12 protein-coding genes and 2 riboswitches are annotated in these 13,211 nt (G+C 67.6%); of the genes, 9 read left to right on the top strand and 3 right to left on the bottom strand.

All coding sequences use genetic code 11. The features are described 5' to 3' along the window. Positions 1-23 precede the first annotated feature (23 nt). The 6 genes from PJB24_RS07995 to PJB24_RS08020 all read left to right on the top strand — a co-directional run bounded on the left by PJB24_RS07995 (position 24) and on the right by PJB24_RS08020 (position 7,240). Positions 24-797, top strand: a complete 774-nt coding sequence (locus tag PJB24_RS07995) for an IclR family transcriptional regulator (protein WP_273844597.1) — start codon at positions 24-26, stop codon at positions 795-797. 174 nt (positions 798-971) lie between these two features. Next, the gene (locus PJB24_RS08000) at positions 972-1,784 is read left to right on the top strand and encodes a hydroxypyruvate isomerase family protein (protein ID WP_273844599.1); all 813 of its coding nucleotides are present in this window, start codon (positions 972-974) and stop codon (positions 1,782-1,784) included. A gap of 16 nt (positions 1,785-1,800) precedes the next feature. Then, complete coding sequence (locus PJB24_RS08005; RefSeq protein ID WP_273844601.1) at positions 1,801-2,694, top strand: 2-hydroxy-3-oxopropionate reductase; 894 nt, start codon at positions 1,801-1,803, stop codon at positions 2,692-2,694. Positions 2,695-2,705: 11 nt separating this feature from the next. Next, positions 2,706-4,460, top strand: a complete 1,755-nt coding sequence (gene gcl, locus PJB24_RS08010) for a glyoxylate carboligase (protein ID WP_273844603.1) — start codon at positions 2,706-2,708, stop codon at positions 4,458-4,460. Continuing rightward, positions 4,460-5,752, top strand: a complete 1,293-nt coding sequence (locus PJB24_RS08015; protein ID WP_273844604.1) for a glycerate kinase type-2 family protein — start codon at positions 4,460-4,462, stop codon at positions 5,750-5,752. Before gcl ends, PJB24_RS08015 begins: the two co-directional genes overlap by 1 nt. A gap of 66 nt (positions 5,753-5,818) precedes the next feature. Further along, the gene (locus PJB24_RS08020; protein WP_273844607.1) at positions 5,819-7,240 is read left to right on the top strand and encodes an NCS1 family nucleobase:cation symporter-1; all 1,422 of its coding nucleotides are present in this window, start codon (positions 5,819-5,821) and stop codon (positions 7,238-7,240) included. A 3-nt stretch (positions 7,241-7,243) separates the two neighbouring features. Here PJB24_RS08020 and PJB24_RS08025 read toward each other — a convergent pair whose 3' ends face one another. From PJB24_RS08025 to PJB24_RS08035, 3 genes are all read right to left on the bottom strand, one after another. Continuing rightward, positions 7,244-7,954 carry an AIM24 family protein gene (locus tag PJB24_RS08025; RefSeq protein WP_273844609.1) on the bottom strand — a complete coding sequence of 237 codons (711 nt, stop codon included), beginning with the start codon at positions 7,952-7,954 and terminating at the stop codon, positions 7,244-7,246. A gap of 70 nt (positions 7,955-8,024) precedes the next feature. Further along, entirely contained in the window at positions 8,025-8,366 is a 342-nt protein-coding gene (locus PJB24_RS08030) for a tRNA-binding protein (protein WP_420541910.1), read from the bottom strand. Between the two features lie 85 nt (positions 8,367-8,451). Beyond that, entirely contained in the window at positions 8,452-9,072 is a 621-nt protein-coding gene (locus PJB24_RS08035; protein ID WP_273844610.1) for a hypothetical protein, read from the bottom strand. Positions 9,073-9,215: 143 nt separating this feature from the next. After that, positions 9,216-9,318, top strand: a riboswitch (glycine riboswitch). Position 9,319: 1 nt separating this feature from the next. Then, a riboswitch (glycine riboswitch) is annotated at positions 9,320-9,391 on the top strand. A gap of 45 nt (positions 9,392-9,436) precedes the next feature. On the opposite strand from PJB24_RS08035, the gene gcvPA reads away from it, so the two are divergent. The 3 genes from gcvPA to gcvT are packed head-to-tail and all read left to right on the top strand — an operon-like array spanning position 9,437 to position 13,204. Further along, positions 9,437-10,726: an aminomethyl-transferring glycine dehydrogenase subunit GcvPA gene (gene gcvPA, locus PJB24_RS08040; protein ID WP_273844612.1), complete on the top strand. Its 1,290-nt coding sequence runs from the start codon at positions 9,437-9,439 to the stop codon at positions 10,724-10,726. Then, complete coding sequence (gcvPB, locus tag PJB24_RS08045) at positions 10,716-12,125, top strand: aminomethyl-transferring glycine dehydrogenase subunit GcvPB (protein WP_273844613.1); 1,410 nt, start codon at positions 10,716-10,718, stop codon at positions 12,123-12,125. Before gcvPA ends, gcvPB begins: the two co-directional genes overlap by 11 nt. Further along, positions 12,125-13,204 carry a glycine cleavage system aminomethyltransferase GcvT gene (gcvT, locus tag PJB24_RS08050; protein WP_420541916.1) on the top strand — a complete coding sequence of 360 codons (1,080 nt, stop codon included), beginning with the start codon at positions 12,125-12,127 and terminating at the stop codon, positions 13,202-13,204. Before gcvPB ends, gcvT begins: the two co-directional genes overlap by 1 nt. The last annotated feature ends 7 nt before the right edge of the window (positions 13,205-13,211 follow it).

The raw sequence follows: 13,211 nt of genomic DNA on the forward strand, positions 1-13,211 counted from the left end.
GTTTCTGGAAGGTGGGTGAGATCTTGGCGGTCAGGTCTTCGCGCAGCGGGGAGGTGCAGTCGCTGGCACGGGCGCTCGACATCCTTGAGCTTCTGGGCAGGGCGGAAGGGGAGCTGGGGGTCACGGAGATCGGGCCGGCGGTGGGGCTGCCGAACGGTACGGCGCACCGGCTGCTGGCGACGCTGACCCGCCGGGGGTATGCCCGGCAGGTGGGGGAGAGCCGCAAGTACACGCTGGGGCCGAAGGCGCTGGTTCTGGCTTCGGCGGCGCGGGAGCACCTGGGGACGCTGGCGCGACCTTTTCTGCGGGAGCTTATGGAGGTGAGCCAGGAGACCTCCAACCTGGCGGTGCTGGACAGAAACTCGGTCGTCTACATAGACCAGGTACCGGCCCGGCGCATGGTCCGGATGTTCACCGAACCCGGAAACCGCGTCCCGCCGCACGCCACGGGCACCGGAAAGGTGCTGCTCGCCTACCAGCCCGAGGAGGCGGTCGAAGCCATCCTCCGCCAGAGCGGCCTGCCCCGCTTCACCGCACACACCGTGACCGATCCGGAGCGTCTGCGGGCGGAGCTGGAGAAGATCCGCGAACAGGGTTACGCCGTCGACTCCGAGGAGATGGAGGAGGGTGTCCGCTGCCTCGCCGCCCCGGTCTTCGGACCTGACGACAGGATCCTCGCCGCCATGAGCGTCTCCGGACCCGCCGGAAGGCTCAGCCCCGAGAGAGTCCAGGAACTCGTCCCGCACATAAAGAGGATCTGCGCCGCCTTCTCCGCGAGCATAAGCTCGGATAATTAATCCCTCTTCCCCGGCTTCATCCGGGCACGAACAGCTTCTCGTGTCCGAATCTCGACATATATTTCGTCTGAAGGAATAAAAAATCCTGCCTGCGATACTTGACACGGGTCCCTGTTCATCTTTATACTGAATTCTGCAAAACGAAATTAGTCTTCTGCTATGTGAGGAGGAGTGGTGAGATTCTGCGCGAACGTCTCTATCCTGTTCAGGGAGGCACCGTTTCTGGAGCGGTTCGCCGCGGCGAGGGCGGCGGGGTTTTCGGCGGTGGAGTTCTGGTGGCCTTCCGGCGAGGATCTCGGGGAGGTTGAGGCGGCGGTCGAGGATGCGGGGCTTACGGTGGCGCTCTTCAACTTCGACGCCGGGGACATGCCGGCCGGGGAGAGGGGGCTCTTGAGCGACCCGGACCGGGCGGGGGAGTTCCGGGAGAACGTGCCGGTGGCGCTGGAGCTCGCAGGGAGGCTCGGGTGCCGGAGGCTGAACGCGCTGGCCGGGCACCGGCTGGAGGGGATGGATCGGGGGGAGCAGCTCCGGCTGGCGCGCGAGAACGTGGCGTGGGTGGCGGACCGGGCGGCCGAGCGGGGTGTCGAGATAATGATCGAGGCGGTCAACACCTTCGAGAACGGGCCGTACCTGCTCAGCAGGACCGGTGAGGCGGCAGAGTTCGTCCGGGGGGTGGGCCGGGAGAACGTCAGGCTGCAGTACGACTACTACCACATGCAGCGGATGGAGGGGAACCTCACCGCCACGGTGCGCGAGCACATCGGCATGATCGGGCACGTGCAGGTCGCCGACTCCCCCGGCCGGGGTGAGCCGGGGACCGGGGAGATCAACTACCGCTACGTGCTCGGGGAGCTGGAGCGGCTCGGCTACGACGGCTACGTGGGGCTGGAGTACAACCCGACCACCGGACGTACGGAGGAGAGCCTCGCCTGGCTTCCGAAAGAGCTGCGCGGCGGCGACGTCCGGGCGGAGGACTTCAGGCTCTAGAGAGAAAGGGGTAGAGATGCCGGAGAGGATAGGCTTCATAGGGCTCGGGATCATGGGGTGGCCCATGGCCGAAAACCTGGTGCAGGCCGGCTACGACCTCACCGTCCACAACCGCACCCACAGCAAGGCACAGCGGTTCGCCGAGAAGACCGGTGCACAGCTCGCACAGAGCCCCAGAGAGGTCGCAAACAACAGCGACGTCGTCATCACCATGCTCCCCGACTCCCCGGACGTCAGGCAGGTCGTCGAGGGAGAGGAGGGGGTGCTCGAGGGCATCCGGGAGGGCTCTCTCCTCATCGACATGTCCACCATCTCCCCCGTGGTCACCAGGGAGCTCGCCTCGGAAGTGAAGAAGAAGGGCGCCTCGATGCTGGATGCTCCGGTCTCAGGAGGGGATGTGGGCGCCAGGGAGGGGACCCTCTCGATCATGGTCGGAGGAGAACAGGAGGACTTCGAGCGCGCAAGGCCCCTCTTCGAGGCGATGGGCAGGACCATAACCCATGTTGGTCCCTCGGGGGCCGGGCAGGTCGTGAAGGCTGCGAACCAGATCGTGGTGGCGCTAACCATAGAGGCGGTCTCTGAGGCGCTGGTGCTCGGCTCCAAAGGTGGGGTCTCTGCGGAGAAGATCCTGGATGTTCTATCGGGGGGTCTTGCTGGCAACAGGGTGATGGAGGTCAAGAGGGAGAAGTTCCTATCTCACGTCTTCGAGCCGGGCTTCCGGGCGGAGCTGCACCACAAGGATCTCGGTATAGCGCTCGCGGCCGGCCGCGAGTACGGGGTGGCGCTCCCGGTCACGGCGATAGTGGATCAGATGCTCCTCTCGATGAAGAAGAAGGGCTGGGGCGGGGAGGACCACTCGGCGCTCCTGCGGGTGATAGAGGACCTCTCCGGCGACGGGACGACTGAATAGGAGGAGAGAAGATGGCCCGGATGGGCGTGATGGACGCGGTGGTGAAGGTTCTCGAGGACGAGGGGGTCGAGGTCGCGTTCGGGGTGCCGGGGGCGGCGATCCTGCCGCTGTACAAGGCGCTCAGCAAATCCAGGCAGATAAGGCACTACTCCGTGCGACATGAGGAGGGCGGAACGCACGCCGCCGACGGGTACGCCCGGGTGACCGGGAAGGTCGGGGTCAACATCGGGACCTCGGGGCCGGCGGGGACGAACATGATCACGGGCCTCTACACCGCGATGGCCGACTCGATACCCATGATCTGCATAACCGGCCAGGCCCCCACCGGCGTCCTGCACAAGGAGGCCTTCCAGGCGGTGGACATCGTCGAGATCGCGCGTCCGGTGACCAAGTGGGCCGTGCAGGTCAAAGAGCCCGCCCAGCTCGTCTGGACCTTTCGGGAGGCGTTCCGGGTCGCGCGCGAGGGCCGTCCGGGCCCGGTGCTCATAGACCTGCCGCTCGACGTGCAGAAGTCCTCCCTCGAGGTGGACTTCGACCCCCGGCGCGACGGCCCGCTCGGTTTCGAGCGCCCCGAGCCGAGCCCGGAGGCCATCCGCGAGGTCATCGAGATGATCCTCGCCGCCGAGCGGCCCGTGCTGATGCCCGGGGGCGGGGTCATCCTCGCCGACGCCTCCGAAGAGCTCGTCGAGCTCGCCGAGTACCTGCAAATTCCCGTGAGCCCCACGTACATGGGGAAGGGTGCGATCCCGGAGGACCACCCCCTCTACATGGGGATCGTCGGTATCCAGACCAGCCAGCGCTACGCCAACGCCCTCTTCCTGGAGAGCGACCTGGTCGTCGGGATCGGAAACCGCTGGGCCGAGCGGCACACCGGCGACCTCGACGTCTACCGGGGCGACAGGAAGTTCATCCACATAGACATAGACCCCCGCCAGATCGGACGGGTCTTCCCGCCCGACCTTGGCATCGTCTCCGACGCGAAGCTCGCCCTGCGCGCGATGCTCGAGACGGCCTGGGCCGTCACGCCCCAGCGCGAGCCGGGCGCGTGGGTCGAGCGGGTGGGGGAGCTGCGCTCCACCATGCTGCGCAAAACCGACTTCGACGACGTCCCCGTAAAGCCCCAGCGGGTCTACCGGGAGCTCAACGAGTTCTTCGACGAGGACACCATCTTCGTCACCGCGATCGGGCTCTACCAGATCTGGTCCGGTCAGTTCCAGAAGACCTACAAGCCCCGCCACTACCTGTGCTGCGGTCAGGCGGGACCTCTGGGCTGGGAGGTTCCGGCCTGCCTCGGGGCCAAGCTCGGCCGCCCCGACAACCTCGTCGTCGGCGTGGTGGGCGACTACTCCTTCCAGTTCCTCGTGGAGGAGGTGGCGGTCGCGGTGCAGTACCGGGTACCCTACGTGCTGGTGATGATCAACAACGCCTACATGGGCCTCATCCGCCAGTCGGAGCTCGGCTACGGTATGAACTTCGCGGTCGACCTCGGCTACGAAGGCCCCGAGAGCGAGTACGGCATCGACGGCGTCGGCATGATGGAGGCGATGGGCGCACTCGGCCGCAGAGTCCGGCGCCCTGGGGAGATAAGGGGAGCCCTGGAGTGGGCGGTGCGCGCGAGCGAGGAGCGCCGCGTCCCGGTGCTCGTGGAGATCATGTGCGAGCGCGAGACCAACGCCGCGATGGGCCTCTCGATAGACAGGATCAACGAGTACGAGCCGGTGGAGGACCGGCTCCCGGCGCTCGAGGCAGCAGCGGAAGGGAGCTAGTGGAGGAGGACCTCAGGGAGATCCTGCGCGCCGGCCTCGCCGCCGCCGACCCCGAAGACGCCGTGCGCCGCCACCTCGGACTGGAAGGGAACGAGGTGCTCGTCTCGGGAGAGCGACTCAGCCCCGGGCGGATCTTCGTCGTCGCCGCCGGGAAGGCCGCGGGCCCGATGGCCCGCGCCGCCGCGGGGATCCTCGGCGGGAAGATCGCCGGCGGGCTCGTCGTCACCAAAGACGGCCACGAGCCGGGACCGGAGGGGCTCGAGACCCTCTACGCCTCCCACCCGGAGCCTGACGAGCGCGGCCTCGAGGCCGCCCGCCGCGTCGCGGAGCTCGCCGCCCCCCTCGGCGAGGGCGACCTCCTCCTCGCCCTCGTCTCCGGCGGGGCCTCGGCGCTCCTCGCCGACCCCGCGGAGGGGATAGAGCTCGGGGACCTCAAGCAGCTCACCTCCGCCCTCCTGCGCAGCGGCGCCTCGATAGACGAGATCAACGCCGTGCGAAAGCACGTCTCGACCCTCAAAGGCGGCGGCCTCGCCCGGCTCGCCGCCCCCGCCCGCACCGTTGCCCTGCTGCTCTCCGACGTGGTCGGCGACGACCCCTCCTCCATCGCGAGCGGCCCCACCGTCCCAGACCCCACGACCCTGCAGGACGCCCGGGGCGTCCTCCGGCGCCACGGGATAGACCCGCCCGCGAGCATCGCCCGACGCCTGCGGGACGGCCCCGAGACCCCCAAGCCCGGCGACCCCGTCTTCGAGCGCGTCACGAACCTCGTCATCGGCGGAGGTCTCGCCACGGCGCAGGCTTCCTGCGAGGCGGCCCGCACCCTCGGCTACACCCCGCTCCTCCTCTCCACCTACGTGACCGGCGAATCCCGCGCCGCCGCCCTCCTGCACGCGGCGATCGTCCGGGAGGCGCTCGCGAGCGGAAACCCCGCCCCGCCACCCCTCGCGCTCGTCTCCGGCGGCGAGACCACCGTCACCGTCTCCGGTGAAGGAACCGGCGGCCCGAATCAGGAGTTCGCCCTCGCCCTCGCCCTCGCCCTCGAAGGCGTGGACGGCTGGGCCGCCCTGAGCGTCGATACCGACGGAGCCGACGGTCCCACCGATGCAGCCGGAGGCCTGGTGGACGGCGAAACCGCAGCCAGAATCCGCGCCGCCAGCCTCGACCCGCGCGACGCCCTCTCCCGCAACGACGTCCACCCGGCGCTCGAAGCCGCGGACGCCCTCCTCATCACCGGACCCACCGGCACCAACGTCAACGACCTGCGCATCGTCCTCGTCCGCCGGGGAATTTGACACACAGGATACCATCCTGTATCCTTGGTTTGTGAAATAAAGTTTTCATCTAACGAAAGGTGAGAGATGGAGAGCGGCTACAGCGAGCGGCTGTACAACGAGGATCTGGCACCGGCACAGGAGCGCAACTGGAGCACGTGGAGCCTGTTCTGCACGTGGATGGCCGACGTGCACAGCATCGGGGGTTATACGTTCGCGGCGGGGCTTTTCTTTCTGGGGCTCACGGGCTGGCAGGTGTTTCTTGCTCTGATCTGCGGGATAACGGTCGTATACTTCCTGATGAACCTCACGAGTGTGGCCGGGCAGCGGTACGGGATACCCTATCCCGTGCTCGCCCGGGTCAGCTTCGGGGTCTTCGGGGCCAACGTTCCGGCTCTGATCCGGGCGGCGGTCGCCATCGCCTGGTACGGTATCCAGACCTGGCTCGCCTCGGTGGCCGTCGTGATACTGGCGCTCAAGATATTCCCGGGCCTCGAGCCGCTTGCTCGGTCTTCGTTCCTCGGGCTCTCGTACCTCGGCTGGATCTGCTTCCTGCTTCTGTGGGCGGCGCAGCTCTTCGTCCTCGGCCGCGGGATGGAGTCGGTGCGCCGCCTCGTCGACTGGGCCGGTCCCGCCATCTACGTCGCGATGCTCGCGCTCGCGATCTGGATCTTCATCCAGGCCGGAGGCAGCATAGACTTCAACCTCGGCTCGAAGAGCCTCTCCTTCGGAGGGGCCACGCTGGCCTTCTTCACCGCCATCGCGCTGGTCGTCAACTACTTCTCCACCCTGCTTCTGAACTTCACCGACTTCTCCCGCTTCGCCCCCAGCGAGCGGATGGTGAGGTGGGGCAACTTCTGGGGGCTTCCGGTCAACTTCATCCTCTTCTCGGTCATCGTGGTCGTGGTGACGGCGGGATCGCGTGAGATCTACGGCTCCGCCATAACCGACCCCGTGGAGCTCGTCGGGAGGATCCCGAGCTTCGTCGCGCTCGCGCTCGGCGCGCTCACCTTCGCCGTCGCGACGGTGGGGATAAACATCGTCGCGAACTTCGTCTCACCCTGCTACGACCTGGCCAACGCCTTCCCGAAGCACATAGACTTCAGGCGGGGTGGGATCATCTCCGCCGTGCTCGCGCTCGTCGTGATGCCCTGGAAGCTCTACTCGAGCCCCATCGCCATAAACTACTTCCTCGGTGGGCTGGGCGCGCTCCTCGGCCCGATCTTCGGGATCATCGTCGCCGACTACTACCTGCTGAGGCGCGGCAGGGTCGACGTGGAGGGGCTCTACCGGGAAGGGGATGACTCCCCCTACTGGTACCGGGGAGGCCTCAATCGCCGGGCGCTCTGGGCGTTCGCGATCGCGGCCTTCGTCTCGCTCATCGTGGCGCTCGTCCCCGCCCTGAAGGTGGCCGCCCCGTTCTCCTGGTTCGTCGGAGCCGGGATAGGCGGCGCCTCCTACTACGCGCTCATGCGGAGCGCCCCGGCACCTCTGCCCGAGGCAGAGTGATCCTCAGTCGTTGCCGAAATCCAGGTCGAAGCCGCCCCCGCCCTGGTTGGAGTGGGTGTGCGGCGGCACGACCGGCCCCTCCGAAGGCTGTATCAAAACCCAGCCGGGACCTTCGAAGGAGATCTGGAACGTCTCCCCGCTCCCCCTCCCGAGGAAGGTCTTGAACGAGATGTCGCTCCGGATGCCGGTCCTCACGTCACCGCTCCAGGCGACCACCGAGTCGGGGTCGGCGAAGGTGGGGGTGCTCGCGTCGAGCAAGACCGGCTCCCCGTCGGAGGTCACGGCCACCTTGCCGCTCCCCTCCAGCACCACGTTGAACAGCCCGCCCGCGAGCCTCCCGGCCCCCTCGACCCGCCTTATGTCCCAGTCTATGCCGCTCTCGAAGGCCAGGATGTTGTCGCCGTTTACGGTCATCCGCTCGCCTTCTAGCTCCAGGACCATGATCTTGCGCTTGTCGTGCGCCAGAAACAGATCCCCCGTGCCCCGGCAGGACATCAGCTGCACGCCCTCACCGGTCAGCGCTTTCTTGAAGAAACGTCCCAGCCCACCGCTTCTGTGCTCGAAGCGGATGTCCCCCTGGTATGCCACCATCGATCCGAGCTTCGCCTGGATCTCATCCCCCTCGAGCCGTACCTTCAACATCGAGGAGTTCTGCAGGGTAAAGCGCCCTTCCGATGCAACCTCCCGGAACTGCTCGAGGTTGGTCTCGCTCATGCCCGAAGCCTCCTGTCTTATAGAGATGTGTGTGACATACTAATGTACGTGGCTCCCCCGGGCAAGTTTCTCAGAACATCCTGCCGCCGGGGGGAACCTCGCGGTCGGGGGAGAGCAGGACCACCTCGCCTCGCTCGTCGGGCACCCCGAGAACGAGCACCTCGCTCTCGAAGCCGGCGATCCTCTTGGGCGGGAAGTTGACGACCGCGACGACCTGCTTTCCCACCAGTACATCCGGGGTGTAGTTGCCGGTGAGCTGGGCGCTGGAGCGCTTCTTTCCCACCTCCGGGCCGAAGTCCACCGTGAGCTTTATGGCGGGTTTTCTGGCCTCCGGGAAGGGCTCGGCGGCGACGATCCTCCCGACCCGGACGTCCACCTTCTCGAAGTCTTCCCAGGAGATCACATCGGACAAAGCTCCTCCTTCCTCTCGCCTGCTGGATGGAAGGATACGAAAAAGGCGGCCCCCGTGAGGGAGCCGCCCCGGGAAAGGAGGGGCTTTACCCGAAGAGTCGCCGCATCAGGATCCCCCCGACGATCAGAAACCCTCCCCCGAGCAGGGCTACCGGTATCGTCCCGCCGGTGTTCGGTAGGACGTCCACCGCCGGAGAGGACGCGGAGGAGACCGGGGTAGCGCTCGAATACTGGTCGGCCGCCGCGCTCGTGCTCGCCGCGCTGGACGGAGCGCTGGCCGGCGGGTCCGATGAAGGGTCCGCGCCGGAGAAGCTGTAGCTCGTGCTCACCACCTCCCCGGGCGTGAAGACCTTGGAGTGGGACTCGATGGTCTGGAGCGGACCACCCGCAGGAGAGAGCACATAAGAGAAGGTCAGCGGCTCGCCGGCTGGCACCGGGATCTTCACCGTGTAGGTCCCCCCATCCCGGCACGTCGGGCCGACCGCCCCGGGCTTCGTCGAGCAGAAGAACCCCGCGGGTACCTCGCCTCCCGGGTCGGTGAACAGGTAGAAGCTCTCCCCTTGCGGCACCTGTCCGTGCACCGTCAGCTGGAAGACTATCGGGATCGTACCCCCACCCTGCCCCGAACCGGCGCTGCTCGCATGGGTAGGCGCCGCCGCGAACAACGCCGCACCCGCCACCGCTATGAGAGCCACGAACCGCTTCATACCGCCTCCTTCCTCCCACAACGGACATCTTGTTAAGGAATGTTAAGTGATCGGGATAACAACAGGGTTACAACGGAAAAAACGTTTGGTAACGACGAGGTAGAGGTTTCAGAGGGGTGATTATGCTAGGCTTATGTCGTCCGGTGAGGGTTGCGGGAGAGAGCCGTCCGGTGGGACGGCCGCCGAAGGTGAAAGGCTCTTTTGGGTGGGGCCGAATCTCTCAGGCGAAAGGACCGCGGCCGGAGGGCGTCCTGGAGAGACCGGCCCTCGTTGGGCTGGCGCCGACGGGGTAACACTCTCAGGCCTTTGGGACAGGACGGAAAGAAAAGACGTCCAACCCTGAAAGGATAGGGGGTGCAGCCGCGTGGCGCGCTACACACCGCACACTGAAGAGGATGTGAGGGAGATGCTCGAGGCGATCGGGGTCTCCTCCGTCGACGACCTCTTCTCCGATGTCGCCCCGAGGTTCGAGGGAGAGCTGGACCTGCCGCCGGCGGCGAGCGAGTACGAGGTCTTGAGCGAGGCCGAGGAGCTGGCGGCGAGGAACGCGACCGGGATGCCCGTCTTCCTCGGCGCGGGGGCCTACGACAGGATCGTGCCGGCCGCCATCGGCGCGGTAGTCTCCCGCGGGGAGTTCCTCAGCTCCTACACGCCCTACCAGCCGGAGGTCAGCCAGGGCACGCTCGCGGCGACCTTCGAGTTCCAGTCGGTCGTCTGCGAGCTCACCGGGATGGAGGTGGCGAACGCCTCGGTCTACGACGGGGCGAGCGCCTGCGCCGAGGCGGCGCTCATGACCGCGCGTCTGACGAAGCGGGACCCGAAGGTCGCGCTCTCGGCGAACCTGAACCCCCGCTACCGCGAGGTCATCGAGACCTACGGCGTAGAGACCGTGGATCTCCCCTTCAGGGAGGGGACCACCGACTTCTCGGGGCTTCCGGAGGACCTCTCCTGTGTCTTTGTCCAGAGCCCGGGGTTCTTCGGCACCATCGAGGACGTCGGGGCCGCCGCAGAGGCGGCGCACGGGATGGGGGCGCTCTGCGTCGCGGTCTGCGACCCGATAGCCCTCGCCGTCCTCGAGCCGCCGGGCGGCCTGGGGGCGGACGTGGCGGTGGGAGAGACCCAGCCTCTGGGGATGCCGCTCAGCTTCGGGGGCCCCTACGCCGGCTACATGGCCACCCGCGAGCGCTTCGTGCGCCAGCTCCCCGGACGCATCGTAGGGGAGACGGTGGACAGGGAGGGCCGGGTAGCCTACGTGCTCACCCTGAGGGCCCGCGAGCAAGACATCCGCCGGTCGCGGGCCACCTCCAACATCTGCACCAACCAGGCGCTCTCGGCCCTGACCGCGACCGTCTACGCCTCGCTGATGGGGCCGGAGGGGCTGCGGGAGGTGGCGCAGCTCTCGATCTCCAAGGCCCACTACCTGGCCGGGAGGCTGCAGGAAGCCGGCTTCTCGCTGCGGTATCCCGAAGCACCGTTTCTCTGGGAGTTCGCCGTCGAGATGCCGGACGTGGAGAAGGCCAACGAGGCGCTGCTCGAGGCCGGCATCGTCGGTGGGCTCGATCTTGGCGACGGGGCGATGCTCGTCGCGGTGACGGAGAAGAGGAGGAAGGAAGACCTCGACCGTTTCGTGGAGGTGGTGGTGGATGCCCGCTAGTCTGATCCGTGCGAAGAGCCGCCCCGGCAGGCGGGGATACACCCTCCCCGCCCCCGACGTGCCGGAGGTGCCGCCCGAAAAGATCCTGCCGGAGGGGGCGCTCCGCAAAGAGAGGCCCGATCTCCCCGAGGTCGACGAGCCCACCGTCGTCCGGCACTACACCAACCTCTCGCGCGAGAACTGGGGGATAGACACCAACTTCTACCCGCTGGGCTCGTGCACGATGAAGCACAACCCGCGTGCCAACGAGGCCGCCGCGGCGATCCCCGGCTTCGCCCGGCTCCATCCGCTGCAACCCGAGGAGCAGGTGCAGGGTGCGCTCGAGTTGATGCACCGGCTCGCAGCCTTCCTCTCCGAGGTCTCCGGGTTCCCCGCCGTCTCGCTCGCGCCGCTCGCCGGGGCGCAGGGCGAGCTCACCAGCATCCTCATGATAAGGAAGTACTTCGAGGACGCTGGGGACGAGGGGCGCACCACGGTCCTCATCCCCGCCACGGCGCACGGGACCAACCCGGCGACCGCGGCGATGGCCGGCTTTAAGGCCGTGGAGATAGGGCTCGACGAGCGAGGCTGCGTGGACGTCGGCGAGCTCGAAGAGAAAGTGGACGAGACGACCGCGGCGCTCATGATCACCAACCCCAACACCTGCGGGGTCTACGAGCGCAACATCGAGGAGATCGCCTCCATCCTGCACCGGTCCGGCGCGTTCCTCTACATGGACGGGGCGAACATGAACGCCAACCTCGGCCGCATGCGCCCATCCGACGCCGGGGCGGACATCATGCACTTCAATTTGCACAAGACCTTCTCCACCCCCCACGGCGGCGGCGGGCCGGGTTCGGGCGCGATCGCCTGCTCCGAGCGGCTCGCTCCCTTCCGTCCCGACCCGGTCGTCGAGGAGCGCGACGGCGCCTACCGCCTCGTGCGTCCGGAGAAGTCCATCGGCCGGGTCGGAGCCTTCCACGGTAACTTCGGCCAGATGGTCCGGGCCTGGAGCTACATCAGGATGCACGGCCCCGATCTCAAGGAGGTCTCCGACCTCGCCGTCCTGAACGCGAACTACGTCCGGGCCCGCCTGAAGGGCACCTACGATTCGCCCTACGAGGGCCCCTGCAAGCACGAGGTCGTCGTGCAGCCCCCGAAAGGGGTGAAGGCGCTGGACGTGGCCAAGGGCCTCATCGACCGCGGCTTCCACCCGCCGACGATCTACTTCCCCCTCGTCGTGAAGGAGGCGCTCCTGATCGAACCGACCGAGACAGAGTCGAAGGAGACCCTCGACGACTTCGTCGGCGCGATGCTCGAGATAGCGCAGGACGAGCGTCTCGAGGAGGCCCCCACCCGCGCACCGGTCCGCCGCCTGGACGAGGCCCGTGCCGCCCGCAAGTTGAAGGCGAGGTGGTAGTGATGTCTCTGAAACGTACCCCGCTCCACGGGGAGCACGAGAGGCTCGGGGCCCGGCTGGTCGAGTTCGCGGGCTGGGAGATGCCCGTGCAGTACGAGGGGATAAAGGCCGAGCACCAGGCGGTGCGCACCCGCACCGGGCTCTTCGACGTCTCGCACATGGGCGAGGTCGCCTTCCGCGGCCCGGACGCCGGGAGGGCGCTGCAGCGCCTCCTGACCCGCGACGTCTCCCGGCTCGAGGTCGGGCAGGCGGGCTATTCTGCGGTCTGCCTCGAGAGCGGCGGCACGGTGGACGACGTGATCGTCTACCGCCGCGAAGGGGACTTCCTCGTCGTCGTGAACGCCGCCAACCGCGAGAAGGACCTCGCCCACTTCCGTGGCAACACCTCGGATCTCGACGTCGAGATCTCCGACGAGACAGAGGACTGGGCCCTTCTCGCCCTGCAGGGCCCGGAGGCGGAGAGTATCCTCAAACCTCTCTGCGGGGGCGACCTCTCGACCCTCGGGCGCTACCGGTTCTCAGAGACGGCCGTGGACGGAAGGCCGGCCGTTATCGCCCGCACCGGCTACACCGGGGAGGACGGTTTCGAGATCTTCCTCCGCCCGGAGGACGCCGCGGGGATCTGGAGGAAGCTCATCGAAGCCGGGGCCACCCCCGCCGGGCTCGGGGCGCGCGACACGCTGCGCCTGGAGGCCGGGATGTGCCTCTACGGCAACGAGCTCGACGAAGAGACCACGCCGCTGGAGGCCGGGATCTCCTTCGCCGTCCACCTGGACAAACCTGAAGAGTTCATCGGGCAGCGGGCGCTGCGCCAGGAGAAGGAGAAGGGGCTGAAGAAAAAACTCGTCGGCTTCGAGCTCGAGGGCCGGGGCGTCGCCCGCCACGGCCACCCGGTGCGGGTCGTGGGCGAGGAACGGGGCGTCGTGACGAGCGGCACCGTCTCGCCGACCCTCGGCCGCCCGATAGGCCTCGCCTACGTCCCCCCGCAGACCGAAGGTGAGATCGAAGTCGTCATCCGCGGGAGGCCCGTCCCGGCCCGCATCGTCCCGCTGCCGTTCTATAGCCGCAAGCAGAGCTAGAGGAGGG

This window comes from Rubrobacter calidifluminis (assembly GCF_028617075.1).
Classification (GTDB): Bacteria; Actinomycetota; Rubrobacteria; order Rubrobacterales; family Rubrobacteraceae; genus Rubrobacter_E; species Rubrobacter_E calidifluminis.

What these genes read in the sequence shown, in the direction of transcription:
- PJB24_RS08005 (WP_273844601.1), top strand. Translation starts at nt 1,801, where the DNA reads ATGCCGGAGAGGATAGGCTTCATAGGGCTCGGGATCATGGGGTGGCCC.
- gcl (WP_273844603.1), top strand. Translation starts at nt 2,706, where the DNA reads ATGGCCCGGATGGGCGTGATGGACGCGGTGGTGAAGGTTCTCGAGGAC.
- PJB24_RS08020 (WP_273844607.1), top strand. Translation starts at nt 5,819, where the DNA reads ATGGAGAGCGGCTACAGCGAGCGGCTGTACAACGAGGATCTGGCACCG.
- PJB24_RS08025 (WP_273844609.1), bottom strand. Translation starts at nt 7,954, where the DNA reads ATGAGCGAGACCAACCTCGAGCAGTTCCGGGAGGTTGCATCGGAAGGG.
- PJB24_RS08035 (WP_273844610.1), bottom strand. Translation starts at nt 9,072, where the DNA reads ATGAAGCGGTTCGTGGCTCTCATAGCGGTGGCGGGTGCGGCGTTGTTC.
- gcvPB (WP_273844613.1), top strand. Translation starts at nt 10,716, where the DNA reads ATGCCCGCTAGTCTGATCCGTGCGAAGAGCCGCCCCGGCAGGCGGGGA.